At 73.3% G+C, this 25,430-nt stretch carries 24 protein-coding genes; 8 read left to right on the top strand and 16 right to left on the bottom strand.

From position 1 onward, the window contains the following. Positions 1–4: 4 nt before the first annotated feature. Positions 5–2,164 (bottom strand): MMPL family transporter, encoded by a 2,160-nt coding sequence (locus GA0070562_RS09795; RefSeq protein WP_091418900.1) that lies wholly within the window; start codon positions 2,162–2,164, stop codon positions 5–7. 112 nt (positions 2,165–2,276) lie between these two features. Here GA0070562_RS09795 and GA0070562_RS09790 point away from each other — a divergent pair, with 112 nt between their 5' ends. From GA0070562_RS09790 to GA0070562_RS09780, 3 genes are read left to right on the top strand one after another with little or no spacing between them, the layout of a single operon-like run. Continuing rightward, complete coding sequence (locus GA0070562_RS09790; RefSeq protein WP_091418898.1) at positions 2,277–3,236, top strand: hypothetical protein; 960 nt, start codon at positions 2,277–2,279, stop codon at positions 3,234–3,236. Between the two features lie 46 nt (positions 3,237–3,282). Then, on the top strand, positions 3,283–3,648 hold the full coding sequence (locus GA0070562_RS09785) for a VOC family protein (RefSeq protein WP_091418896.1): 366 nt from the start codon (positions 3,283–3,285) through the stop codon (positions 3,646–3,648). 31 nt (positions 3,649–3,679) lie between these two features. Beyond that, positions 3,680–4,414 (top strand): YqjF family protein, encoded by a 735-nt coding sequence (locus GA0070562_RS09780; protein WP_091418893.1) that lies wholly within the window; start codon positions 3,680–3,682, stop codon positions 4,412–4,414. 41 nt (positions 4,415–4,455) lie between these two features. Here GA0070562_RS09780 and yidD read toward each other — a convergent pair whose 3' ends face one another. After that, positions 4,456–4,827, bottom strand: a complete 372-nt coding sequence (gene yidD, locus GA0070562_RS09775; RefSeq protein WP_254663765.1) for a membrane protein insertion efficiency factor YidD — start codon at positions 4,825–4,827, stop codon at positions 4,456–4,458. A 120-nt stretch (positions 4,828–4,947) separates the two neighbouring features. Between yidD and GA0070562_RS09770 the strand changes: the two genes are divergently transcribed. Next, positions 4,948–5,808: an AraC family transcriptional regulator gene (locus tag GA0070562_RS09770; RefSeq protein WP_091418891.1), complete on the top strand. Its 861-nt coding sequence runs from the start codon at positions 4,948–4,950 to the stop codon at positions 5,806–5,808. Here the strand turns inward: GA0070562_RS09770 and GA0070562_RS09765 are convergent. Next, positions 5,805–7,013: a phosphotransferase gene (locus GA0070562_RS09765; RefSeq protein ID WP_091418889.1), complete on the bottom strand. Its 1,209-nt coding sequence runs from the start codon at positions 7,011–7,013 to the stop codon at positions 5,805–5,807. The genes GA0070562_RS09770 and GA0070562_RS09765 overlap by 4 nt on opposite strands. A 108-nt stretch (positions 7,014–7,121) precedes the next feature. On the opposite strand from GA0070562_RS09765, the gene GA0070562_RS09760 reads away from it, so the two are divergent. Beyond that, positions 7,122–7,694, top strand: a complete 573-nt coding sequence (locus GA0070562_RS09760) for a hypothetical protein (RefSeq protein ID WP_091418886.1) — start codon at positions 7,122–7,124, stop codon at positions 7,692–7,694. Positions 7,695–7,700: 6 nt separating this feature from the next. On the opposite strand, the gene GA0070562_RS09755 is transcribed toward GA0070562_RS09760, so the two are convergent. Continuing rightward, the gene (locus tag GA0070562_RS09755) at positions 7,701–8,858 is read right to left on the bottom strand and encodes a hypothetical protein (protein WP_091418883.1); all 1,158 of its coding nucleotides are present in this window, start codon (positions 8,856–8,858) and stop codon (positions 7,701–7,703) included. Between the two features lie 266 nt (positions 8,859–9,124). Between GA0070562_RS09755 and GA0070562_RS09750 the strand changes: the two genes are divergently transcribed. Continuing rightward, the gene (locus GA0070562_RS09750; RefSeq protein WP_091418880.1) at positions 9,125–10,666 is read left to right on the top strand and encodes a gluconokinase; all 1,542 of its coding nucleotides are present in this window, start codon (positions 9,125–9,127) and stop codon (positions 10,664–10,666) included. Positions 10,667–10,687: 21 nt separating this feature from the next. Beyond that, entirely contained in the window at positions 10,688–12,199 is a 1,512-nt protein-coding gene (locus GA0070562_RS09745) for a GntT/GntP/DsdX family permease (RefSeq protein WP_091418877.1), read from the top strand. A 6-nt stretch (positions 12,200–12,205) separates the two neighbouring features. Here the strand turns inward: GA0070562_RS09745 and GA0070562_RS09740 are convergent, their stop codons facing one another. The 5 genes from GA0070562_RS09740 to GA0070562_RS09720 form a co-directional block, all read right to left on the bottom strand. Continuing rightward, the gene (locus tag GA0070562_RS09740; protein ID WP_091418876.1) at positions 12,206–12,490 is read right to left on the bottom strand and encodes a putative quinol monooxygenase; all 285 of its coding nucleotides are present in this window, start codon (positions 12,488–12,490) and stop codon (positions 12,206–12,208) included. A gap of 27 nt (positions 12,491–12,517) precedes the next feature. Further along, a complete protein-coding gene (locus tag GA0070562_RS09735; RefSeq protein ID WP_091418874.1) occupies positions 12,518–13,276 on the bottom strand; it encodes a MerR family transcriptional regulator in 759 nt (252 codons plus the stop codon). Positions 13,277–13,385: 109 nt separating this feature from the next. After that, the gene (locus GA0070562_RS09730; protein WP_091418872.1) at positions 13,386–14,018 is read right to left on the bottom strand and encodes a hypothetical protein; all 633 of its coding nucleotides are present in this window, start codon (positions 14,016–14,018) and stop codon (positions 13,386–13,388) included. 130 nt (positions 14,019–14,148) lie between these two features. Further along, positions 14,149–16,428 carry a putative bifunctional diguanylate cyclase/phosphodiesterase gene (locus GA0070562_RS09725; RefSeq protein ID WP_254663764.1) on the bottom strand — a complete coding sequence of 760 codons (2,280 nt, stop codon included), beginning with the start codon at positions 16,426–16,428 and terminating at the stop codon, positions 14,149–14,151. 129 nt (positions 16,429–16,557) lie between these two features. Continuing rightward, a complete protein-coding gene (locus GA0070562_RS09720; RefSeq protein ID WP_091418870.1) occupies positions 16,558–17,055 on the bottom strand; it encodes an ArsR/SmtB family transcription factor in 498 nt (165 codons plus the stop codon). Positions 17,056–17,132: 77 nt separating this feature from the next. On the opposite strand from GA0070562_RS09720, the gene GA0070562_RS09715 reads away from it, so the two are divergent. After that, positions 17,133–18,086 (top strand): S41 family peptidase, encoded by a 954-nt coding sequence (locus GA0070562_RS09715; protein ID WP_091418868.1) that lies wholly within the window; start codon positions 17,133–17,135, stop codon positions 18,084–18,086. Positions 18,087–18,093: 7 nt separating this feature from the next. Here the strand turns inward: GA0070562_RS09715 and GA0070562_RS09710 are convergent, their stop codons facing one another. The 7 genes from GA0070562_RS09710 to GA0070562_RS09680 form a co-directional block, all read right to left on the bottom strand. Continuing rightward, the gene (locus tag GA0070562_RS09710) at positions 18,094–19,599 is read right to left on the bottom strand and encodes a hypothetical protein (RefSeq protein WP_091418866.1); all 1,506 of its coding nucleotides are present in this window, start codon (positions 19,597–19,599) and stop codon (positions 18,094–18,096) included. Further along, complete coding sequence (locus tag GA0070562_RS09705) at positions 19,596–20,675, bottom strand: hypothetical protein (RefSeq protein WP_244254564.1); 1,080 nt, start codon at positions 20,673–20,675, stop codon at positions 19,596–19,598. Before GA0070562_RS09705 ends, GA0070562_RS09710 begins: the two co-directional genes overlap by 4 nt. Before the next feature lie 211 nt (positions 20,676–20,886). After that, on the bottom strand, positions 20,887–21,120 hold the full coding sequence (locus GA0070562_RS09700) for a zinc-ribbon domain-containing protein (protein WP_091418862.1): 234 nt from the start codon (positions 21,118–21,120) through the stop codon (positions 20,887–20,889). A gap of 60 nt (positions 21,121–21,180) precedes the next feature. Beyond that, positions 21,181–22,026 carry an SRPBCC family protein gene (locus GA0070562_RS09695; protein ID WP_091418860.1) on the bottom strand — a complete coding sequence of 282 codons (846 nt, stop codon included), beginning with the start codon at positions 22,024–22,026 and terminating at the stop codon, positions 21,181–21,183. Then, entirely contained in the window at positions 22,019–22,579 is a 561-nt protein-coding gene (locus GA0070562_RS09690) for a winged helix-turn-helix domain-containing protein (protein WP_091418858.1), read from the bottom strand. The genes GA0070562_RS09695 and GA0070562_RS09690 overlap by 8 nt, the downstream gene beginning before the upstream one ends. Before the next feature lie 91 nt (positions 22,580–22,670). Beyond that, a complete protein-coding gene (locus GA0070562_RS09685; RefSeq protein ID WP_091418856.1) occupies positions 22,671–24,014 on the bottom strand; it encodes a class I SAM-dependent methyltransferase in 1,344 nt (447 codons plus the stop codon). Then, positions 24,011–25,396: an FAD-binding oxidoreductase gene (locus GA0070562_RS09680; RefSeq protein WP_091418854.1), complete on the bottom strand. Its 1,386-nt coding sequence runs from the start codon at positions 25,394–25,396 to the stop codon at positions 24,011–24,013. The genes GA0070562_RS09685 and GA0070562_RS09680 overlap by 4 nt, the downstream gene beginning before the upstream one ends. Positions 25,397–25,430 lie beyond the last annotated feature (34 nt).

The following is a 25,430-nucleotide window of genomic DNA, read 5'->3' as shown; positions in this document are numbered from 1 at the left end:
GCCGTCAGACCGACGCCGCGTCGGCCGACTCGGGCGCCGCGTGCCGGCCGCCGCCGTTGCGCCGTTCGTCGCCGTGCCCCGGCCACCACGCCTTGTGGCCGATCAGCCCGGTCAGTGCCGGTACGAAGAACATCGACATGACGAACGCGGACAGCACGATCCCGATCGCCACCGCGAAGCCCATCTGCTGGAGGAACGAGATCGGCGCGAGCATCAGCACCCCGAACGTGCCGGCCAGGATCAGCCCGGCCGCGGCGACTGTCGGGCCGGCGTGTTCCACCCCGATCGCGGCGGCCTGGTGTGGTTCGTGGCCTTCGCGCGCCTCCTCGCGGAGCCGGGCGATCATCAGGATGTTGTAGTCGGTGCCGATCGCCACCACGAACAGGTAGAGGATGATCGGCAGCTGGAACGTCACGCCCGGGTTGCCCTGGAGCCCCTGGAACACATAGACGGTCGCGCCCAGGGTGGCGGCGAAGTTGAGCAGCACCGCGATCACCAGGTAGATCGGCGCGACGAGGCTGCGCAGCAGCAGCGCCAAGATGATCGCGATCAGGAGGGCGGCGACCGGGAGGATCACCGACAGGTCCCTGTTGTTCGCCGAGTTGATGTCAGCGAAGATCGCCGTGGCGCCACCCACGAGCGCCTTGGTGCCGGGCGGAGCCGCCTCGTGCACCGCGTCCCGCAGGTCGTCGCGGACGAGCGTGATCGCCTCGTTGGACATCGGGTTCTCGTCCAGCAGCAGGTTGATCCGGACGACGCTCGGGTCGGTGGTGCTGCGCTCCGGCGGCTGCGCCTGCCCGACGCCGGGAGCGCGTGCCGCCGCGGCGGCGAAGTCGTTCACCTGCTGCTCGCTGAGCGGGCTGCCGTTGCCGGTGGTCAGGTAGACCTCGGTGGGCGCGAGCGCACCGGCGGCGAACCCGCGCTGGAGGTCCTGGGCGGCCCGCGCCGACTCGGTGTCCTGCGGGAAGCCGGCGCTGAAGTCGTAGTCGGCCTTGTAGCCGAGCACCCCGGCGGCGAGCGCCACGAGCAGCGCACCGGAGGCGGCGGCCACGACGGCCGGACGGCGGCCGACGACGGCGCCGAGCCGCCGGGACAGGGTCGCGTTGGGCGGGCGCTGCCACGCCTTCGACGGCCAGAACACCCACCGGCCGAGCAGCGACACGAGCGCCGGGATCAGGGTCAGCGAGGTGACGAGCATGACGCCGACGGCGATGGCGAGCGCCGGGCCGAGCGAGCCGAAGAAGCCGAGCGAGGCGAGCAGCAGCACCAGGAACGCCACGATGACCGCACCGGCGGCCGAGGTGATGACCTCGCCGACCCGCTGCACCGAGACGACCATCGCGGTGCGCTTGTCGTCGCCGGCGCGCAGCCGCTCCCGGTAGCGGAACAGCAGGAACAGGATGTAGTCGGTGCCGATGCCGAACAGCACGATCAGCAGGATGGTCTGCAGGTCCTGGCTGACGTTGAGGTCGAACGCCTTGCCGGCGGCGGCGACCAGCCCGGTGGTGACGGACATGACCACACTGATGACCACCACCGGCAGCAGCGCGGCGATCGGGCTGCGGAAGATGATCAGGATCAGCCCGATGATGAGGACGATGGTGGCGACACCGACGACAGCGAACGCGTCGTTGAACGTGTCCTCGTTGTCGACGAAGCTCGCCACGTCGCCCGCCACCCCGGCGGTCAGGCCGCTGCCGGCCAGGTCCGGCCCGAGGGCGGATCGCAGATCGCGTACGGCGTCGAGCAGGCCCGGGTCGTCGGGGCTGTCGGCGTCGAGACCGACGGTGACCACCTGCACCGACTTGTCCGGCGCGACGGCCTGCGGGCCGGTGAGGTAGCCGGAGGTCTGCGGGATGTTCCGGGCCTTGAGCGCGGTGGCGAGCTGCCCCACGCGCGCCTCGTCGGCCGGGGTCAGCGGCTTGCCGTCGCTACGCTTGACCACGACCGTGGCGGTTGCGGTGGCCGCCTGCGGGAACGACTTCGCGGCCAGCTCGGTGGCCTGCACCGACTCGTAGGAGCGCGGCAGGAAGCTCTCCTGGTCCGCGGAGGTGATGTCGCTCAGCGAAGGACTGGCGGCGATGATCGCGATTGCGGCGACGACCCAGCCGCCGATCACCCACCAGGCCTTGCCCACGACGAATCTGCCCAGGCGCTCGAACATCGTTTCCCCCGTGTGTTCGACTGTGTCGCACGCGATCCTACGCTGCGTAAGCAATCCCTTTCGGACGGCTCGCGGACTTCCGTCGACGATCCGGGTGGCCGAGGATCGACGGATGAGCGCGCGGCTGCCCGATCCCGGAGTGCTGACGGCCTGGTTGGCGGCGACAGTGCCGGCCCCGCTCGTCGTCTACGAGTGGACGCACAGGTGGGAGGAGGACCAGCCGCTCTCCACCGCGCTGTGGTGGCCCGTACTCGCGTCGCCGGTGCTCGCCGCCGTGCTGGCGGCCCGGCAACCCCGGCGCGCCGCGGCGGCCGTGGGCGTGTCCACACTGGTGACCGTGGCGCTTCTCGCCGTGTCACTGGCGTTCTTCCGGTGGGTCGTGCCGCTGACCGGCGAGGCCCGCTGGGGGCGGGCTCTGCTCGGCGGTGCGGCGCTCGCGGTGGCCGGAGCGCTGATCGGGTACGCCGTGGGCGGGCGCGTGCCCCGCCGGGACCGCCCGGCGTCGCGGCGCGGCTATCTGGTCGGCGGACTCGCCGTTGTGGTCGGCGCGCTGCTGGCGCAGTCCGCGGTACGGCTCGGCGCCGAGGACAGCACGATCCAAGAACTCTCTCGGGAGTACGGCGGAGTCGGTTCCTACGCGACGCCGACGGGACGGTTCACGGCACCGGCCGCCGGGGCGTACGCGATCTTCGGGGTGGGTTTCTCCCCGGCGGACCCGGACTGCCGCCTCACCGGCGGCTCGGAGGTCCGGGCGGCCGAGCCGGTCTCCGTCCCGCCGGGCGACTACGGCGGCGACGCCGCGACGTTCGCCTGGGTGGCCACGGTGCGGGTGCCCACGGCCGGGCTCTGGACGCTGGACTGCCGCACGGACGACCCGGAGGCCTCCTACGTGGTGGGTGACGTGCCGGAGATCCGGGGTGCGGTGGGCGACGTGATCCACTGGCCGGTGGGCGTGATCTGGCTACTCGGCGCGGTGCCCGGCGCGCTGATCGTCGCGGACACCGCCCGGCGACGACGCGCGTCCCGCCCGGCGGCGGGCGCGACGCAAAACCGGGCGGCGGAAGTGTCGTAGAGGGCTCGTAGCCTGGGGCGGTCATCGACGATCGCAGGGAGGCGACGTGCTCGACCACTTCTCCGTATCGGTGCGCGATCTGGCGGCCAGCGGCGATTTCTACGACGCCGTCCTCGCCCCGCTGGGCGGGCGTCGGCTGATGGAGCCCGGCCCGATCGGCTACGGCGTCGACGCGCCCGACTTCTGGGTGGAGCCCGCGCCCTCCGGCGCCACGCCGGTGCCGGTGCACATCGCGTTCACCGCCGCCGACCGCGCAACGGTCCGGGCGTTCCACGACGCCGCTGTCGCGGCCGGCGCGGAGGTGCTGCACGCGCCGAAGGAGTGGCCGGAATACCACGCCGGCTACTACGGCGCGTTCGTCCGCGACCCGGACGGCAACAACGTCGAGGCGGTCTGCCACCGCCCGGAGTGAGTCGGTTGCGTCCGGGAGGCAGGATGGGCCGGTGGAGATCGAGCCGGTCGAGCACGCCCCGGTACGCGCCATCCGCCGGGCCTGGCTGGCCCAGCGCTGGCACGACCTCGCGTTCCTGCACTGGGCGGTCCCGCCGCAGCGGGTGGCGCCGCTGCTGCCCGCCGGCACCAGGCCGGACACGTTCGACGGGCTCACCTACGTCGGGCTGATCGGGTTCCAGATGGTCGGGCTGGGGCTCGGGCGGGGGCCGGGCGTGCCCTACTTCGGCACGTTCTGGGAGACGAACGTCCGGCTCTACTCGGTCGACGGCTCGGGGCGGCGCGCTGTGGTGTTCCGCTCGCTCGACGCGTCCCGGCTGGTGCCGGTGCTGGTGGCGCAGCTGAGCCTGCGCCTGCCGTACAAGTGGTCGGCGATGCGGCTGGAACGCTCCGGTGACACGCTCACCTACCGTTGCCGCCGCCGCTGGCCCGGTCCGGCGGGCGCGACCAACCGGATGACCGTACGCGTCGGCGCGCCGATCCCCGAGCCGACGCCGCTGGAACACTTCCTCACCGCGCGCTGGGGTCTGCACACCCGCGCGTACGGCCGCACCCTTCACGTGCCGAACTGGCATCCGCAGTGGCCGCTGCACGGTGCCGAACTGCTGCACCTGGACGACGAGCTGGTCACCGCCGGGGGCCTGCCGGCACCGGACGGGCCGCCGGTGAGCGTGCTCTACTCCCCCGGCGTCCCGGTCGTGTTCGGCGGCCCCACGTCGGTCGGGTGAGCCCGCCGGCACGCGAGGCGGACCGGCGACGGCAGGCGGCGTCAGCGCAGCGGGTCGTGGGTGCCGTGCGGCACGTCGGGACGGCATCGGCGGACCCGGTCGGCGGCCATCCGGCCACCCACCGCCAGCCCGTACCGCTCCACCGCGGCGAGCCCGTACGCGCTGCACGTGGGCGTGTAGCGGCAGGTCGCCGGCCAGCGGTGCGACAGCCAGCGCCGATAACCGAGGATGGCGGCCCGGCCGGCGCGGTCCACGGCGGGCCGGCGCACGACACCGGCGGTCACCGAGCCGAGGGTGAGCAGCATCGAGAAGAGGCCCAGGTCGCAGCAGCCCGGCCCGTCACAGGTGGGCACGTCGCAGTTGCACCAGTCCCGGCTCTTCTTCTTGTTGTGGTGCCGCTTCCGAAAGATCACCACGTCATGATGCGACACGCTCGCCAGTGTCGATGAGGCGACCGGACCGGGTCCGCTGCGATCGGGTCGGCGGGCGTCCGGGAACCTAGCGTCGAGGGCGTCACCAGGAAGGAACATCGGGTGCTGGATCGGCTCAACGCCGCGCTGGACCACCTCGAACAGCGGCTCGACAGGCCGCTCGACGTGGCCGAGCTGGCCCGGATCGCGGGCGTGTCGGAGCACCACTTCGGCCGGCTGTTCTCGGCGCTGGCCGGGCTGCCGCTGTCGGAGTACGTGCGCCGCCGCCGGATGACGCTGGCGGGCGCCGACGTGCTCGCGGGGCGGGATTCGCTGCTCGACGTGGCGGTCCGCTGGGGGTACGGCTCGAACGAGGCGTTCGCCCGCGCGTTCCGGGCCGTGCACGGCGTCGGGCCGACGCAGGCCCGGCAGGCCGGCGCGGTGCTGCGGTCCCAGCCCCGGATGTCCTTCCGGCTCGTCGTCGAAGGGAACAGCAGCATGGACTACCGGGTCGTGACCAAGGACGCCTTCCGGCTGGCCGGGTTGACGGCCCGGGTGCCGCTCGTGCACGAGGGGATGAACCCGCACATCGTGGCGTTCGTCAGGGGCCTCGACCCGGCCATCGTACGCCGGATCGAGGCGCTGTCCGACCAGGAGCCGCGCGGCATCGTCAACGTCAGCGCCGAGCTGACCGGTTCCCGCGACGAGGGCGCCGAGCTGGACTACTGGTACGCGGCGGTGACCGGCGCGGACGTGCCGGACGACCTGCGCAGCCTGCCGGTCGAGGCCGGCGACTGGGCGGTGTTCTCCAGTTCCGGCGCGTTCCCGGTGGCGGTGCAGCACCTGTGGCGGGCCGTGTTCACGTCCTGGTTCCCGTCCAACCCGTACGAGGCCCGGCCGGGGCCGGAGATCTCACGGGTGCGGGTCGCCGAGGGCGGCGGCACCGCCGACGCGGAGCTGTGGATCCCGGTCCGCCGGGTCTAGGGCGTCGCCGCCGCTCTCGCCAGCGCGGCCGGCACGTCGTGTACGTGGTACGGGTGTTCGCTCGGCTCGATCGCGTCGAGGAACATCGCGTACACGGCGGCCAGCCGCAGCGGCGCGACCGGCCGGAGCAGGTCGACGGCCCGGTGCGGGTCGCTGCCCGGCACGTCGGTACGCCACCGCCGCGCCCACGCGTCGATCAGCCGGGCGGCGGCGCCCGCGTCGACGTCCTCGGTGAGGCGCAGGATGTCGAAGGCGGGGTGGCCGGCGAACGAGTCCGCCCAGTCGATCACCGTCCGGTGCCCGTCGTCGCCGCGCACGTTGCCGGGGTGCAGGTCGCCGTGCACGAGCGTGTCGGGCAATCCACAGTCGCCGACCTGCCGCAACCGATGGTCGAGCCCGTCGAGCAGACCAGCCGCGGCCGACACGTCGTGCCCGGCCAGCCGTTCCCGGATCCAGCCCGCCAGCCTCGCCCCGCGCAGGTCGGGCACCCCGGCCGCGACCAGCTCGCCGACGACCTCACAGGCCCGCAGTTGCACCGCATGATGCTCCGCCGCGACGGCAGCCCGCTCCCCCTCCCCGGCCCCGTACCGGTCCTCCCCGGGCACGTTTGCCAGCAGCATCCGCCCCTTCCCGTCGGCGGCGAGCACCACCGGTCCGTTGATCAAGGAGTTCGGGTCACCAGGGAGATCGACACCGACACACACTCCTTGATCAACGGGGAAGGCCAGGACCGTGGGCTCGTGGCGGGAGAAAGGGGGAAGCTGCTTCAGCCACGCCGGGCCTTGGTCGGTGTCCAGGCGCCAGATGGCGGAGAGGTTCCAGGTGCGCTGCTGCGCCACCGCCGTCACCCGCTGGCCGAGCCGGCGCAGCTCGCCGGTCGCCCACGCGACGCTGTCGGCCGGGCCGCCCGCCTCCGCCCACGGCTGGCGCAGCGGATGCGGCGCGAGGTCCACTGCCACCGGTTCCAGGGATACGGCGGGCGCGTCGACGACCTGGGCCACGTAGCGGACGTGACCGCCCGGCGGCGCAGGGCGGTCGGCGTCGAGCAGCCGCAGCACGGCGACCTCCAGACCGTGGCGCTGCCGGACGGCGGCGACGATCGAGCCGACCTCCTGCCACCACGGCTCCGGTACGCCGAACGGCGGCAGCGCGCCGAGCGGACGGCCGGCGGCGTCGAGCAGGATCAGCGTGACGGTGCGGGACACGGCCGGACGGTATCCGGGCACCCCTACGGGAGGCGAGCGGATTGATCCGGGTCGGGTTCGGGACCGCTCCCCGATGTCCCGGGCACGGGCGCCCGGAACGCTGAGGCGATGAGCCTTCTCGATTCCCGCACACGTCCCGCGTACCAGTGGTTGCGCCCGGTCGCCGTGGCGTCGGCGGTGCTGCTGCTCGGCTACGGCCTGCTGCGTCTGATCGACCGCCTCGACGGGCACAGTGACAAGGGCGCCTGGGCGTGGAACACCGGCCACACCCTGTTCCTGCTCGGCGTCCTCGGCTTCGCCGCGCTGATCGTCGGGTTGCACGGCCTGCTGCGTACCCGGTCGTCGCGGTTGCGGACCCTCGACGACGTGGCCGCGCTGGCCGGCCTGGTCGGCGCCGCCGCCTTCGTCTGGGTGATCCTCGGCGACCTGTTCCCGACCTTCGCCGAAGCGGTGCGCACCCCCGGCCCGGTGTTGTTCGGCGGACCGCTGCTGTTCGAGGTGGGCCTGCTGGTGCTGCTGTACCGGGCGGCGGCGGCACGGCTGCTGCCGGTGTGGGCGCCGGTGCTGGTGCTGGCCGGGTTCCTGGCGATCGCGGTGAACCTGAACCTGCTGCCGGTGGGCGCCGCGCTGGTGCTGGCCGGGCTGCTGCCGCTGCGCGTCACGCCCCGCCCGGTGGCCTGACCCCCGTCACCGCGAGACGGTTCGGCGGAACCCCTTGTGACCGGCGCACACGTCGCGCTGCCCGCCGGTGCGGCTGACCGACCCGTCGCGGCACTGCACCAGCCAGCCGCGGTCGGACCAGAACCCGGGCACGCACTCGAACCAGTCGCAGACCCCGGCGGCCGGCCTGCGGATGCGCTGGCCGCCGCAGAAGTCGTACCCGAAGGGGTTCGCCGGGGCACCGCAGCGGCGCTCGACCGGCGGCTGCGGCGTGCCGCGCGGTGGCGCGGGGCGGGCGCGGGACGGCTCCGGGCTCGTGGTGGGCCGGACCTTCACGGCGGGCGCGACGTGCTGCGGTGGGGCGGGGGTGACGCTGGCGGCCGGGGTCGCGGCGGCGGCCCGCTCCGAGCCGGCCCGGGTGGGCGGGTTGGACTCGATGAGCATCGCCGGCACGATCAGCGCGAGCGCCGCGCCGACCGCCACTGTCCGCCGGCCACCGGGCACCAGCGCGGTGATGCGGGCCTGGGCGGGGGTGAGCACGGCCGGACGTTCGGGCCGCGCCGCGGTGTGCTCCGCGATCAGCTCGTCCAGCTCGGCCACGACCGCGGCGCGCTGCTCGATCGCGTCGGCGAACGCCAGCGTGAGCGTGAACCGGAAGTCGGCCGCCGCGCCGGTGGGCAGCAGCAACCCGGAGGTACGCCGCCGGTCCAGCACCTGGATCAGGGTGACCGGTGCGCCGGGGTCGTGGGACAGGCCGGTCATCCGGCCGTACGCCCAGTCGCGTCGGCCGCGTCCGCCGAGCAGCACCAGGCGACGGTTGGTGAGCACGGCGAGCCCGGCGTCGACCACCTTGACGCCCTCGGGGCGGCGTGGGCGCAGCACCGGCGGGTCGGGGTCGACTGTCAGTTCGGGGGCGGGCAGCACCGCGGTGTGCCGCACCTCCACCAGTTGCGCCGCCGGGAGCGTCCAGAAGACCACCTCGCCGGGGGCCAGCTCCATCGGCAGGCCGACGCCCGCCTGGGCCGAGCCGTGGAAGGACACCGCGAGCGTACGCAGGCGGCGCAGCTCGTCGTCGCGGCGTCGCCACGCCTCGTCGGCCGCGCGGAAGGTCCGCTGCCGCCGTTCGTTCTGCCGGTGCGCCCACCGGTACCGCCATGTGGAACCCGTCGAATCAGTCTTCGTCACGCCGACTCCTCCGCCGCGCGAGCCCACCAATCGGGGTGTCATTCATGTCAACGGCGCGGCAGGGGTACGAAGACACGCGAAAGTCGCTAATTAGACCGATCGGCTGATTGACCTACACAATCGGCGGAAACTCCCGCGTCGATTCACGTTCCGTGCCACCGGCTCACGGCGGTCCCGCTTCGTCATGCGCTCGCGTGGACACGTCGGTAACGTCAGCCGCAACGGCGGGGCGGAGCGCGGCCCCCGGGCGGCGAGGAGGTGCACCGGTGGGCGACCCGGCCGTGGTGGTGGGAGTGGACATCGGCACCACCAGTTCCAAGGCCGTCGCGTTCGACACCACCGGCCGGCAACTGGCCAGCCACTCGATCGGCTACCCGTTGGAGGAGCCGAACCCGGGCTGGGCCGAGCAGGATCCGGACGTGATCTACCAGGCCGTCCTCGGCGTGATCCGCGCGGTGGTCGACGATCTGGGTCGGCCGATCGCCGGACTGTCGTTCAGCACCGCCATGCACAGCCTGATCGGGCTGGACGCCGACGGCACCCCACTCACCCCGTCGATCACCTGGGCCGACTCCCGGGCCAGCGCGCAGGCCGAACGCCTGCGCGCCGCGCCGTCCGGGCTCGCCCTGCACCGGCGCACCGGCACCCCGGTGCACCCGATGGCGCCGCTGCCCAAGCTGGTCTGGTTCGCCGAGCAGGAACCGAAACTGCACGAGCGGGTCGCGCACTGGGTCGGCATCAAGGATCTGGTGCTGCGTCGGCTCGCCGACGCGCTCGTCACCGACCACTCGGTCGCCTCCGCCACCGGCCTCATGGACATCCACAAGCTGGCCTGGGACACCGAGGCGCTCCGCGTCGCCGGCATCACCGAGGAGCAGCTTCCCCAGCTCGTACCCACCACCCACGTGCTGCCCGGGCTCACCGCCGAGGCGGCGCGGGCCACCGGGCTGCCGGCGGACACCCCGCTCGTGGTGGGCGCCGGTGACGGGCCGCTGGCGAACCTCGGGCTCGGCGCGGTACGGCCCGGCGTGGTGGCCTGCTCGATCGGCACCAGCGGCGCGATGCGGGTGATGGTGGAACGCCCCGGCGTGGACCCGCTCGGCGGCGTGTTCTGCTACGCGCTCACCGAGGACCGCTGGGTGGTCGGCGGCGCGATCAACAACGGCGGGATCGTGCTCCAGTGGGCAGGCGACGCGCTCGCCCCCGAACTGGGCGAGCACGCCGAGGAGGAACTGCTCGACCTGGCCGCCACGGCGCCGGTCGGCTCCGGCGGGCTGATCATGCTGCCGTACCTGCTCAGCGAGCGGGCGCCGCACTGGAGCGCGCTGCCCCGCGGCGCGTACGTCGGGCTGACCCACGGCCACGGCCGGCCGCACCTGGTCCGGGCCGCGCTGGAGGGCGTCTGCCAGCAGCTCGCCCTGGTCCTCGCCTCGGTCCGCGCGGCCGGTAACGAGGTACGCGAGATCCGCGCCAGCGGTGGCTTCGCCCGGAGCGCGCTGTGGCGGCAGATCCTCGCCGACGCGCTCGGCATGCCGGTGCGGTTCCCCGCCGGGCACGAGGGGTCCGGTTTCGGTGCCGCGCTGCTCGGCATGCAGGCGCTCGGCCTGATCTCCTCGATCGAGGTCGCCGCCGACCTGGTCCGGATCGAGGAGACGGTCCGCCCTGATCCCGCCTCCGCCGCCACGTACGCCGCGCTGCTCCCCCTCTTCTCCGAGCTGTACGACGCGCTCGTACCCACGTTCGCGTCCCTGCGGCGGATGGCGCCGAGCCTGCCGCCGGAACCACCACCGACCGCACCACCCCGCTGACGACCGAAGGGCGTGATAGCCGTGGTCACACTGCTCGCCGCACCCGCGGAACCGCTCACGAACGCCGGGAACACCCAGCTCGTCCTCGCGGCCCTGCTCGGCATCGCCGCGGTGGTGCTGCTCATCGCGTGGGGCAAGGTGCATCCGTTCCTGGCGCTGATCCTCGGCGCAGCGGTGCTCGGCGTGGTCGCCGCCGTACCCGTCGACAAGATCGTCACCTCGTTCAGCGGCGGCGTGGGCTCCACAGTCGGCGGCGTGGGCCTGCTGATCGCGCTCGGCGCGATGATCGGCGGCCTGCTGGCCGAGTCCGGCGGAGCGGACGGCATCGTCGAACGGGTGGTCGGCCGGGTCTCCGGAACCGCGCTGCCCTGGGCGATGGCGGGTGTGGCCGCGCTCATCGGCCTGCCGCTCTTCTTCGAGGTCGGCGTAGTGCTGCTGGTGCCGATCGTGCTGCTCGTCTCGCTGCGGGTGAACGTCCCGCTGATCAAGATCGGCATTCCCGCGCTCGCCGGCCTGTCCGTGCTGCACGGCCTGGTGCCGCCGCACCCCGGGCCGCTGGTGGCGATCGACGCGCTCGGCGCCAACCTGGGTCAGACGCTCGCGCTGGGCCTGCTGGTGGCGATCCCCACGGTGATCATCGCCGGTCCGGTCTTCGGCAACTTCATCGCCCGGTACGTGCCGGCCACCGCCCCGGCCGCGCTGCTGCCGACCCGGCGCGACGCCGCCGACGACCGCAGCCCGACCCGGCCCGGTGACGGCCGGCTCGACGCCGACGGCGACCTGGTCACCGAGGACGACCTGGTCAACCCGGGCACCGGACGGCCCGGCGGGGCGATCGACGAGCCGGCCGGGCGGCGCTCCCGCCGCTCCCCGGCGCTCTGGGCGGCAGTGGTCACAGTGCTGCTGCCGGTGGTGCTGATGCTGCTGCGGGCCATCGGCGAGCTGACGCTCGGCGAGGACACCGCCGGCCGCAAGGCGCTGGACATCGTCGGCACCCCGATCATCGCCCTGCTGGCCGGCGTCATCTTCGCCATGATCTTCCTGGGTTACCGGTCCGGCTTCAGCCGTGCCCAGGTCTCCGGTTTCCTCGGCGGCTCGCTGCCGCCGATCGCCGGCATCCTGCTGATCGTCGCCGCCGGTGGCGGCTTCAAGCAGGTGCTCGTCGACGCCGGCGTGGGCGACCTGGTCGCGAACGCCGCCGACGGCGCGAACCTCTCGCCGCTGCTGCTCGGCTGGCTGGTCGCGGTCGGCATCCGGGTCGCCACCGGCTCGGCCACCGTCGCCACCATCACCGCCGCCGGCATCGTCGCGCCGCTGGCCGCCACGCTCCAGGGCCCCGAGGTGGCGCTGCTGGCGCTGGCCATCGGCTGCGGGTCGCTGTTCTTCTCCCACGTCAACGACGCCGGCTTCTGGCTGGTGAAGGAGTACTTCGGGCTGACCGTCGGGCAGACCATCAAGAGCTGGTCGGTGATGGAGACCATCATCTCGGTGGTCGGTTTCCTCGGCGTCCTGCTGCTCGACGTCTTCATCTAGCCGCGGTCAGGGAGCCTCGACGCCGGAGATGCGGAACTTGTGCACCTCGGCGCCGAGGATCTCCGTCACCTGCTCGGCCTCCGGGCCGGAGCCCCGGAACGCCAGCAACTGCTCGTCGGACTCCCACCGCTCGTAGACGTTGATCCGGCCCGGTTCGACCAGGTCGGCGCTGACCGCGAAGTCCACACAGCCGGGCGCGGCGCGCGCCGCGCGGACGGCGGCCTCGCAGGACGCCAGGTAGGCGTCCCGCCGGGCCGGATCGACGTAGAGGGTGCCGGCGACGATGAGCATGCCGGCCATCCTGCCACCGGTTCCGGGTCAGGCGCGGGTGATCGCGTTGGCGTGGATCGCCTCGTTCAGGTACGCCGCCATCCCGGGCCGCAGCGTCTCGAAGTACGCGGTGAACCGCGGGTCGGCCACGTACATGTCCGCCAGGCCGGTGTGGATCTCGTACGAACAGTCGTACCACCACTTGGTGATGAGCTGCCGATGCTCCTCGGCCAGCGCCATCGCCTCCGGACCGTCGGCCGGCGCGCCCGAGTCCATGAGCGCGACGAACCGCCGCCCCCAGTCCTCGTTCTCCGCCTTGTTGCGCAGCCAGTCCTCCTTCGAGTAGTGGCCCGCGCGCTCCTGCGACTGCCGGTACGCCTCGGTGTCACCCCAGCGCTGCTCGGCCTCCTCGGCGTGCTCGTCCGGGTCGAAGTCCCCGAACACCTCGAACCGCTCCTCCGGCGTCAACTGGATCCCCAACGTCCTCGCCTCCATCGCGTGTTCGATCGCCGCGACCATTTCCTGGAGCTTCCCGATCCGACCGGACAGCAGCTCGTGCTGCCGGCGCAGGTGCGCCACCGGGTCGGAGTCCGGGTCGTCCAGGATCTCGGCGATCTCCTCAAGCGGGAACCCCAGCTCGCGGTAGTACCGGATGAGCTGCAACCGGTCCAGGTCGGCCTCGTCGTAGCGGCGGTAGCCCGCCGGTGTGCGCCCGCCGGGCCGCAGCAGCCCGATCTCGTCGTAGTGGTGCAGCGTCCGGACCGTCACCCGGGCCGCCCGCGCCACCTGACCCACCGTGTACGCCATGGTTCCCTCCCTTCCGCGACCAAGACTCCCGCCTCCCGCTGCGTGAGGGTCAAGCCGGAAACACGACGAAGCCCCCGACCATGATCGGCCGGGGGCGTCGTCGGTGCGGTCAGTTGGTGACCTTCTCCTTCTCCGGGGCGGCGAAGGTGGCGTTCGACGGGGTGCGGAAGGCGTGCACCAGACCGGCGGCCGAGAGCAGCAGGAGCAGGCCCGCGCCGAGGTACATGGCCAGGGCGCCCTGCTCGGCCTTGCGGCCGAACTCGCTGAAGCCGTACGAGGTGAGCAGCAGGCCGCGCAGCGTCTCGCCCTTGAACACGGTCTCCCGCTGGGCGGTCACCTCGGCGAGCTGCTTCTGCAGGTCGGCCAGGTTGGCGGCGTTGCTCTGCTCGGCCTGGGCCACCTGCTCGCGCAGCGCGGTCTGCGGCTCGCCCAGGTCGGCGTAGGTCTTGCCACCGGCCATGTTCTGCAGGTGCAGGCCGATGTAGTCGTTGGCGTAGCACTCGGCCTGCTTGCCGGTGGTCATCTTCTGGCCGGCGTACTCGCGCAGGCATTCCGACTTCTTCTCCTCGTCGGAGAGCTTGTCCGCCGGGGTGAAGGTGATGTGCTGCGCGCCGAGCTGGTCGCGTACGTAGTCGTTGGCGAAGTTGGCGTTCGTCGTCAGGACGACGCCGACGACGAGCAGCAGGACCGCCAGGCCCAGCCCACCGATGCTGAACAGCAGATCGAGCGTCCGTCGCTTCATATCAAGCTCCCGTGTGGAGGGTGTGTTCGTCTTGTTGACGAGAACCATCATGGCTGCGGCGGGCAGTCGGTGAGCAGGGTCGAATCCCCTGTCCCGTCCGGGACCTTCGGCCCCCCTGGACCCGGGCCGGTCAGCGCTCGGCGCCGGCTCCGGACAATGCGGGAAGCAGGTCCCGCAGGGCGGCCGGACGGCCGTACCGCCAGCCCTGGCCCTGCCGGCAGCCGATCGCGGTGACCGCCGCGTGCTGCGCGACCGTCTCCACGCCCTCGGCGACCACGGCCAGGTCGAACGCGCCGGCCAGCCGGTTCACCATCTCGACTGTCGCGTACGCGCGGGCGTCACCGGCGTCCAGCCGGGACACGAACGACCTGTCGATCTTCAGCTCGGTGGCCGGGATGCGGTGCAGGTAACTGAGCGAGGAGTACCCGGTGCCGAAGTCGTCGATGGCGATACGGATCCCGAGGTCACGCAGCTGGGCCAGCCGGTCGAGCACCGACTCGCTGCCCTCGATCAGCGCCGACTCGGTCAGTTCCAGGGTGAGCGCACGGGGCGGCAGCCCGGCCGCGCCGACCGCGCCGGTGACAGTGGCGATCAGGTCCGGCCGGCACAGGTGGGCGGCGGCGATGTTCACCGCGACCGTCACGTCCGGCGCGTGCTCCCGCCAGGTGGCCGCGGCCCGGCACGCCTCGTGGATCACCCACCTGTCGATGGCCACGATCAGCCCGGTCTCCTCGGCCAGCGGCAGGAACCGCGCCGGGGTCAGCACGCCCAGCCGGGGATGCCGCCAGCGCACCAGCGCCTCGGCGCTGCGTACGGTGCCGGTGTCCAGGTCGACGATGGGCTGGAACTCCATCAACAACTGGCCCTCGTCCACCGCGCGGCGCAGGTCGGCGATCAGTTCGGCCCGGCTGACCGCCGACTCGCGCAGCTCCGGCGTGCACGTGCGGTACGCGGCCTTGCCGGCCGCCTTCGCCGCGTACATGGCGATGTCGGCGTCGCGGAGCAGGTCGGTGTGCGAGGTGTGCTGCGGCCCGTACTCGGCGATGCCGATGCTCGCCGACGGGTGGACGCCGAGATCCTCCTCGCCGGGCTTCGGTTCCAGGGCGGCCAGCAGCCGGACCGCGAGCCCTTCCGGTGACACCTGGCGTTCCCCGGCCACGAGCACCGCGAACTCGTCGCCGCCGAGCCGGGCGATCATCCCGTCCGGGCCGACCGCGTCCCGCATGCGCTCCGCGGTGGCGGTCAGCAGCCGGTCCCCGGCGGCGTGCCCGAACCTGTCGTTCACCTGCTTGAAGCCGTCCAGGTCGAGCAGCACGACGGCCACCGGCCCGCCGGCCCGCAACGACCGGCGCAGCCGCCGTACGAACGTCAGCCGGTTGGGCAGGCCGGTGAGCTGGTCGGAGTACGCGAGCCGGCGCAGCCGGCCGACCAGCCGCAGGTTCTCGTTCGCGGCCAGCCCCTGGCGCAGCGCCAGCACGCCGAGCAGGCCCATCATGCCGACGAAGACCACCTGCGGGGTCTGCCCGCTGGGCTGCCGCGACAGCAGGACCGCGACGATCGCGCCGCCCACCGGCAGGTACGGCAGCGCGACCCGCCACCACGGCGGCAGCGGCGAGTCGACCAGGTCGTCCTCGCCGTCCCCGTCGTTCGGGGGCGGGTAGCGGGTGGCCAGGCCGACCAGCAGGTAGCTCAGCGGCCAGCAGACGTCGACCGGGTGACCCGGCGTGTAGTCGCCGCGTGCGACCAGGGAGACGTAGACCGCGTCCGCGCCGGACCGGATCGCCAGACCCGCACCGATCACGGTGAGCGCCCGCCACATCGGCCGGCCCGGCCCGGCGACCGCCACCAGGATGGTGAGCTGCATCAGGTCGAACATCGGGTAGAGCAGCCCGAACGTCCGCATGGGATCGACCAGCTCGGCGTCGGTGATCCGGTGGAACACCACCACCCAGCCGATCGGGATGAGGGCCAGCCCGACGATCACGCCGTCGAGCAGGGTGCGGGCCCGGCCGATCACGCTGCGCGGGCCGGTGCGGGAGCAGAGCAACGCGGCGGTGCCGGTGACGATGCCGGCCGCGAACAGGCCCGCCACCAGCGGCGTGTGGGGCAGGCCGAGCCCACCGAGCCGTTCCACCGTCCACACCGCACGGCCGAGCGCGGCCAGGGCCATGGTCGCGGCGAGCAGTTCCCAAAACCGGCGCAACACGGTCGGCTGTCGTCGTGCCGCTCTGGCGCAGAGCACCGCCGCCCAGCTCGACACTGCCATCGCGCCGAGGTCGCTCACCAGTGCCGCGCCGGGCAGCCGGGCGGCAAGCCAGGCCATCTCGCCGAGGACGACGACAGCGGCCGCGACGAGTCCGACACGGCCGACGAGCGGATGACGGGCCGGCGCCGCGGCGGCGAGGCTCACGTCGTGCTGGGATACAACGATGCGCTCCGGCTCTCTTCCAGACGTGCACCCTCGACGACGAGGACCGGACGACGGACGGCGCAAGCCTAGCCAGCGCCGGGGACGGCCGCCAGAGTCGACGAGTGTCGGTCAGCGGACCGCAGGCGGGTGCCGGTAGAGGGAGACCAGGACGCCGTAGCGCGCCTGTCCCGGCGGCGCTTCCTCGGCTTCGCCCACAAGTCCGTCCAGCGTGGACCGCAGGCGTTCGGCCTGGGCCGGGGTGAGCCGCAGGTGCCGCAGGTGCACGAGCGGGTCGGGGTCACCGGCGAGTTCCTCGGCGTACGCGCCCAGCAGTGCCGCCGTCGCGCCCGCGTCGGTGTCGGTGCCGACGAGGCGGCGGAACGTGCGTTCGTGGTAGCGCTCGGTGCCGCCCCGGACCTGGCGGCTGTGCGCCGGGCGGACCATGCCCGCCTCGGTCAGCACCGCGAGGTGGTGGGCGACCGTGCCCTTCGCCGCGCCGAGACGGGCGGCGAGCTGGCTGAGCGTGGCGGGTCCGGCTCCGAGCGCGAACAGCAGCCGGTGCCGGAACGGGTGGGCCAGCGCCTTGAACTGGGCCGGCTCGCGGATCTCCAGCGGATCGTCGGTCACCGCCAAAGCGTCTATTTCTCTTGACGCTTTTGTCAACCGGCTGCTCTACTTCTCACCCACACGAGAACGGGGAACCGATGGACCCAGAAGACGTCACCACCGTCGTCGAGCGAGCCGCCGGCCTGGTCGCCGACGAGTACGTCCTTCCCGACGTCGCCGACCGGCTCGCCGGCCACCTGCGCGAGCGACTGCGCGCCGGGGCGTACGCCACGGCAGGCGATCCCGCCACGCTCGGCGCGCTCGTCACCGCCGACCTCCAGTCGGCGAACGGCGACCTGCACCTGCGGCTCAAGCACCACGAGCAGCCGCTGTCCGACAAGGCCGACGACCCGACCGGGGAGCACTTCGCGCGCCTCGCCGCGCTCGGCATGGGCGGCGTGACCCGGGTGCAACGGCTACCCGGCAACGTGGGGCTGCTGGAGATCCAGCCGTACGTGTTCCCGCCCGACCTGGCCGGCGACGCGCTGACCGCCGCGCTGCGGCTGCTCGCCGACACCGACGCGCTCCTGCTCGACCTGCGCGGCACCGAGGGCGGCAGCCCGGACGGGGTGGCGCTGCTCTGCGGCTGGTTCTTCGCCGAGCCGACGCACCTGCACACCATGCACGAGCGCTCCGGCGCCACCCGCCAGTTCTGGAGCGCCGCCTGGCTGCCGGTCCCCCGGTACGCCCCGGACAAGCCGGTCCACGTGCTCACCGGTCCGGCCACGTTCTCCGGCGGCGAGGAGCTGGCGTACGACCTTCAGCAGTTCGGCCGCGCCACAGTGGTCGGCGAGCCGACCCGGGGCGGCGCGCATCCCCGCATCGGGCACCGGCTGCACCCGCACCTGGAACTGACGGTGCCGGTGGCCCGGCCCGTGCACGCGGCCAGCGGCACGAACTGGGAGGGCTGCGGCGTCACCCCGGACGTGGAGACCCCGGCCGGCCGGGCACACGACGTCGCGTACCGCAGGAGCCTGGAGGCGCTGCTGACGGCGGACCCGGACCGGCCGACGGCGGCCGAGGCGCGGACCGCTCTCGCCGCCCTGGGCTGAGCGCGGGTCAGGACCAGTCCTCCGCCGGGGCCGGGTCCTGCGGCGCGGCGGCCGTGCCGGGCGGCCCGCCGTGCGTCCACGGTGTCTCCTCCGGCGCCGGGAACGCGCCGCCCGGCAGGAAGCCGTCGGACAGGCTGGTCAGGCACATCCGCTCGCCCACCTCCGGGACGCTGCCGGGCGGCGCGGTCAGCCCCCGGCCCATCCCGCCGGACAGTTCCAGCACCACCTCGGTCTTGCCGTCGCCACCGGGCGTCACGAACACGATCTTCGCCTTCTGGCCCGGCCGGGCCGGGGAGTACAGCGTCGCGCCCACCGGCATCGGCACCGGCTCGGTCGTGACCACCTGAATGCGGGGGCGCAGCACCGGCCGCTTGCCGGAGTCGTCCACCCGCGCCGGGTCGGCGAGCGTCACCTCGCCGACGAACGCCTCCCCGGACAGCCGGTGCTCGGCCATCACCAGCGGATCGTCGTAGGCGCGTTGCACCGCCCACGCGGTCGACGCCCGTTCCAGCCGCTGCAACCGCAGCGCCGCCGCCACCGCGCCGTCGCGGCGCGGCTGCGGGCCGCCACCGGCGTCGACGTGCTCGGCGTGCGCGGTGAACGCGTCCCGGTCTCCGGCCCACCGGCCGGTCACCCGCGCGCCGGCCGGCAGCGTCCGCAACAGCCCCACGCCGCGCCACATCAGCTCCCAGGTGGGCGCGAGCTGGTCCCGCAGCAGGCCGGCAAGCTCGTCGTACGCGGTCGCGCGGGCCGCCGGGTCGTCCTCGGCCCGGGTGTACGCCTCGATCGCCGGGGCGAGCCGGCGGTTGTCGAAGTCGGGGTCGGTGGCCGGCCCGGCGGGCGGGCAGTGGGCCGGGTCCTCGGCGCGGGCCGCCGCCTCGGCGCCGGTCAGCCCGGCCGGCGGGTCGAGCCAGCCCAGCACAGCCGGCAGATGCAGGTCCTCCACCACGCTCTGCCCGGTCGCCCAGTGCAGGGTCAGCGCGTCGGTGAGCGCCAGCAGCGCCGATGAGCCGGGCTGCTCGGCGCGCTCGGCGAAGAACGTCAGCCAGCGGCCGAGCAGCGGCACCGACGGGTGCACCGGATAGTCGCCGTCGGTCCGGCGGAACCGGGTGGAACGGCCGAACAGCCGCAGGAACGTGATCCCGGCCGGGTTCGGCACCAGCAGTTGCGGCGCGTCCACGTACCGGTGGCGGACGTCCCGGCCCCGGTCCACCGGCACGGCCTCGGTCAGGTCGCGGAACTCGTCCAGGTACGGCAGCACGATCCCGGCCAGCTCGGCGGCGAACGCGAACCGCTGGTCCCGGTTGCGCGGCTGCGGCACCACCAGCAGCCGGGCCTCGTCGGGCGCGGCGCCGACCATCGCGGCCAGCGGGGCGTTCGCCTCTCCGGCGAGCGCGAGCGGCACCAGCACCAGCGGCCGGTCGGACAGGTGCAGATGGCGGACGGTGGCCACCGGCTGGGCTCGCCCGGTGGCGACCGCCTGCGCCCGGGCGAGCGCGCGAAGCGTACTCACGCGGGGTGCCCGGCGAGGGCGTCGGCGCGCAGGCGCGCGGCGGCCCGCAGCAGCGCGGCGGCCTCCGCCTGCTCCGGCTCGGGTGCGGCCACGCCCTCGGCGAGCGCCAGCACGTCGGCGACGTCCTCGACGCCACCCAGCGCCTCGCGGACCGGCCGGCCCAGCGCGCCGGTCTGCCCGCGCGCCTCGTGCCGGCAGAAGTACGCAAGCTCGCAGGCCGCCAGGCAGTCGGGCGCATAGCGCGCGGGCACCTGGTGCAGCGCGGCGGCGAGCACGGCCGGATCGGCCTCCGGGTCGACGGTGAACCCGGCCGGTACGACGGCGAGCAGCTCCTCGACCCGGGCCATCCGGGCCAGTTGGCGGCGCAGCACCAGCAGTTGCCGGCGCACGTCGAGCAGGCTGGCCACCGGCCTGTTGGCGAAATCGCGCGGGCAGACCAGCACCACCTCGTGCGACACCAGCTCCGGGTCGCGTCCCTCGGCGGCGAACAGTTCGCGCAGCGCCAGCACGTAGACGGCGGACTGGATCGCGGCGGCGGCGACCTTGCCCGGGTCGGCCTGCCCGTCGATCACCGGGAACGACTTGATCTCCACGACATGGAACCGGCCGGCCAGCCGCGCGGCGACCAGGTCCGGTTCCAGGTGCACCCGGCTGCCCGCCACGTCCAGGCCGAGCAGCGGATGGTCGAACAGCGCCGGACCGTCGCCGCTCGCGGTGAGCGCCGCCCGGGACCGCTCCGGCCGGTCGTCGTCGGCGCCGAGGTCGGTCCACGTCGCGCCCTCCGGCACCGGTACGCCGAGCCGCTCCGCCACCAGGCGCAGCAGTTCCGCCCCGCCGTCGGCCTTGACCTGGGCCTCGAAGGCGTTGCCCCGGGTGATCGCGAAGCGGGACTGGCCGAACCGCGCCGGGAAGCCGAGTTGCTCGGCGAGCGCCGGCTTGTCCGCACCCGCGCTGTCCAGCACGGCACGGCGGGTGCAGCCGGGGTTGCCGGTCAGCGCGGCGATGGTGCGGGCGTTGTGCCGCCGGGGCGGCTCACCACCCCGGATCTGCGCCAGCCGCTCCTCCACGCCACCCATGATCCCAGAATAGGTGTGCGCACCCGGGGACTCAGCGGCCGGCGGAGCGGTTCCAGGGCGAGCGGGGCGACTGCGCGCCCGCGACCCGACGGCTGCGGCGGCGGTGCCGGCGGCCGGGGGTGCAGGGCGGACGGGCGGCGGTGTGCACCGGTGCGGCTGGCGGGGTGACCGGCTGCCGGCCGATCAGCCAGCAGAGAAAGCGGGTCACCGGTCAGCCGACCGGGAGGCGCTCGGCCTCGGCCCGCGAGATGTCGTACTGGGCGCCGCAGAACGTGCACTGCTGCCCGTACCGGGTGCGCAGCGGGATCAGTGGGATGAAGAAGAGGCTGAACCTGGTGACCCGGCGGGTGATCACCTGGGCGGCCTGGTTGCCGCAGTTGCGGCAGACCTGGGTGACGACGCCGGACCTGTCGACCTTGGTCCGCAACCCGAAGATGAAGAACATCGCCCGGCATTACCCACCCGGGGCCCGGGTTAAGCGGGCCCCGGGCGGGTCACCGGAAGGTCAGGCGGGAACCTCGTCGGTCAGCCAGATCGGCTTCCAGTCCGGCACCTCGTGGAAGCGCCGCAGCTCGGCGAACCCGGAGACGATGCCGGTCCAGGCGCCGTACGGCGGGTTGCCCTCGTCGAAGCCGGACTGCACGAACGTCAGCTTCGTCCGGCCCTCGGACTCGTCCAGCTCCCAGGAGGTCACGCCGGTCGGTCCCCAGTCGATGGAGAGCCCTCGTCCCGGTGTCACGTCGAACACCTTCGCGGCCTCACCGGCGTCGAAGCCACCCATCGCGTACCGGCCGCCCTCCCAGGGCTCGATGCCGATCGGGTAGCCGAACCAGGCGCCCGCCTGTTCCGAGTCGGTGAGCGACGTCCACACCTTGTCCATCGGCGCGTCGATGAGCAGCTCGCCGCGAAGGTCGGCGGAGGTGAAGTCGGTACGCGGCAGCAGCGGCCGGCCGTCCAGGTGGTCGTTGAGGTTGGCGAGCGCCAGGTACCAGTACGTCTGGAGCACGCCGCGGATGCTGCTGCCGCTCATCGCCTCCTCGAAGCTGAAGTGGCTCTGCCGCAGCGTGAGTATGGTGCCGTCGCCGTCGGGCTCCAGCTCGAACTCGGTGGTGGTCTCCACCCCGTCGAGCGTCCACGCGAATCGCAGCGTCCGGTCGTCGGCGTGCAGCAGCCGCTGGTGTGGCGCGTCACCTTCGGGCGTGTAGCGGCCCCAGAACTCGTACCGCCGGGGAAGCTCGACCTCGGCGTGCTCGGCCAGCCAGACGCGCAGCTCGGCGGGGTCGGTCAGGGCACGGCGGACGGTCGCCACCGGCGCGGCGAGGCGGGCGCGGATGGTCATCGGCTCAGTCATGCTTGTCGCCTTTCGGGTAGCAGGCCACGGCGAGCTTGAAGGCGTCGCCCTCGGCTCCGCCGTAGCGCGTGAAGAGGTCCTGCAGCGTCGTCTGCAGGTCGTGCAGGAACTCCTGCCGCCGCTCGGCGGGCACCCGGATCTCGCCGGAGACGCCGATGGACGGCAGTTCGGGGGCGGTGCGGTCCAGCGCGGCGATGTCGGCCTGGACCTCCTCCATGAGGTCGAGCAGGTAGCCAAGACTCAGCTCGTCGCGGGCCCGGCGCGTGCCGCCGATGCGGCCGACCAGGCGGGGCGAGAGCCAGTACGACCGGGCGACGGCCTGGTAGATGCCCTCGGTGATGCCGCGCACCTGCCGCTGCGCCACCTGCTCGGCCAGCCCGGCCGCGACGAGCTGTTTGACGTGGTAGTAGACGCGCTGCGGCGTCTGCTCCAGCCGGGCCGCGACCTCGGTGCAGGTGCGGGGCTCGGCCAGTTGCCGCAGCACCTCGATGCGCTGCGGCTTGAGCAGGACCTCGGCCTGCTCGCGCTGTTCCAGATACAGGACGTCTCTCATGGCAAAATCAGTTTGTACGTACAAAACTTCTTTGTCAATGGCTTCGACGAAAGGCCGCGCGGTCCGCGCGGCCTTTCGTCGGTACGTCGCGTCAGGGCGTCCAGTCCGGACGCAGCGGGTACCCGTTCACACCTTCCGGGCCGTTGTGCGTGGCGAGCACGTGGTGCAACTGGATGCCGTTGCGCTCGAACGCCAGCCGGGAGCCGGCCATGTAGAGCCCCCACACCTTCGCGGTGCCCGGCCCGACCTCGCCGACGCAGAAGTCCCAGTGCTCGACCAGGTTGCGGCACCAACCGGCGAGCGTCAGCGCGTAGTGCTGGCGCAGGTTCTCCTCGTGGTGCACCTCGAACCCGGCGTCGTGGATCTCGCTGATCAGCCGGCCCGGACCGGCCAGCTCGCCGTCCGGGAAGACGTACCTGTCGATGAACGCGCCGGAACGGTGCGGCGCGCGGTTGTCGGCCCGGGTGATGCAGTGGTTGAGCAGCCGCCCGCCCGGCTTGAGCCGGGAGCGCAGCGCGCCGAAGTAGGCCGGGTAGTTGCGCACCCCGATGTGCTCGGTCAGCCCGATCGAGGAGATCGCGTCGAACTGCTCGCGCGGCGCGTCCCGGTAGTCCAGGTGACGCACCTCCGCCAGCTCGGTCAGCCCCTCCCGCTCGATCGCTGCGCGCGCCCAGTCGGCCTGCGCCTTCGACAGCGTCACACCGAGCGCCTTGACGCCGTACTCGCGGGCCGCGTGCCGGACCATCCCGCCCCAACCGCAGCCGACGTCGAGCAGCCGCATCCCCGGCTTGAGCGCCAGCTTGCCGGCGACCAGGTCGTACTTGGCCCGCTGCGCCTCCTCCAGCGTGTCGCCAGGGCTCCGGAAGACCGCGCAGGTGTACGTCATGGACGGCCCGAGCACCTTCTCGTAGAAGGCGTTCGACACGTCGTAGTGGTGGGAGATCACGCTGCTGTCGCGGGTACGCGAGTGACGCAGGCCGGTCATCAGCCGCCGCCAGCGCGGCGCCGCCTCCTGCGGCGGGGGCGGCGGCGGGCGCAGCCGTTCCCAGCCCAGCCCTCGAACCAGCGCGAGCGCCTCGGCCACCGCCGGCATCCGCAGCGACACCTCGTCCTTGATCACCCGCAGCGCCTCGTACGGGTCGCCCGGGTGCACCCCCTCCAGCGCCAGGTCGCCGCTGACGTAGGCCCGGGCCATGCCCAGGTCGCCCGGCGCAGTGAGCAGGTAGGACAGGCCCCGCTCGGTGCGGATCGCCAGGGTGATCCCGGCGTCGGCCGGGCCCAGCGTGCTGCCGTCGTAGCCGGTGACCCGGACGGGCAGGTCGCCGGTGGTGACCGCGCGGACCACGTCCGCGACTGTGGGTCCGGTACGCCGGCCGCCCGCCGGCGGGCCGGCCGGGGCGCTCGCCGCCCCGGGTGTTCGGTCGGTCAGACTCATGCTCGGGATACCGCCTTCTCGTACAGTCCGGTGAGCCGGTGGTCCGGGTCGTAGCGGTCCTTCACGGCGCGCCAGGTGTCCCCGCCGTAGAGCCGGTCGAACGCCGCCCGGTCGTAGTACGCGTCGGAGTAGAGCGACTTGTGGCCGCCCATCTCCGACACCATGCGCTCGATCTGCCGGTTGACGTCGCCGTCGGCGGCGCCCTCCGCGATGGGCACGCTTCCCCAGAAGCCGATGTTCACATAGGTTTCGCCCGGTCGGAGCGGATATAGCGGCCACGCCTTCGCCGACCCGGGGCCGGACGGCTCCCGCAGCCGCAGCGGGCACAGCCACACCGGAGTCATCCCCACGTTCGCCGCGAACCAGCGCAGGAACTCGGGCGTGCGGTCCAGCGGGATCTCCACGTCCTGCACCACGCGCTCGCGCGCCGGGCGGCCCCGCCACCTGTCGACGCGGGCGGCCACCTGGTGCCGGTGCTCCAGCCGCACGATCCGGTGGTAGACGTCGCTGCGCCGGTAGCGCCGCGGCCACAGCCGCCGCACCACCGGGTGCTGCGCCCCGAACGCCGCCGAACACCAGAACCAGTCGGTGTCCCACCGCCAGAGATAGTCGTACGCGGTGAGCGTGTCCCGGGTGCGCCGGCGCAGCGAGCGGTAGTAGATCTCCTGGCCGGTGTAGTCGGACGGGCGGCCCTCGGCCTCGTCGGTGAACGTGCCCAGCACGAGGTACGCCTCGCCGGGGCTGAACACCACCCCGTCCATGGCGTCGACCGGCTCACCGCCCCAGGCACCCTTGGCGACCACCTCGCCGACCGCGTCGACCAGTTCCTCCAGGCGGGTGAACCGGATGTTGCGCAGCGACACGTACCGGCGGATCGGCTGCAGCTCGATGCGCAGCCGGGTGGCGTAGCCGAGGCTGCCGAGCGAGTTCGGGAAGGCGCGGTGCAGGTCGGCGTGCTCGCCGCGCGGCCGGGTCGTGACGATCTCACCCGCGCCGGTGAGCAGGTCCATCTCCAGCACCGACTCGTGCGGCAGGCCGTTGCGGAAGGAGGTGGACTCGATGCCCAGCCCGGTCACCGCGCCGCCCAGCGTGATGGTGCGCAACTGCGGCACGACGAGCGGCATCAGGCCGTGCGGCAGCGTTGCGTCGACCAGATCCTCGTAGGTGCACATGCCCTGCACGTCGGCGGTGCGGGCCGCCGGGTCCACGGCGAGCACCCCGGTCAGGCCGCTCACGTCCAGCCCTGGCGTACGCGGCGCGGAGCGGGGCCGGAACAGGTTCGAGGTCTGCTTGGCCAGCCGTACGGGTTCCCCGGCGGGCACCGCGGCGTAGGAGCGCCGCAGCGTGTCCACCGCCCGTTCATGATCACGGACAGCGTGCATGAGATCACCTTACGCGCGGGTACGACAATTCGTG

Origin of the sequence: Micromonospora tulbaghiae (assembly GCF_900091605.1) — a bacterium.
Taxonomy (GTDB): domain Bacteria; phylum Actinomycetota; class Actinomycetes; order Mycobacteriales; family Micromonosporaceae; genus Micromonospora; species Micromonospora tulbaghiae.
This window is presented reverse-complemented; position numbering and strand designations above follow the sequence as displayed.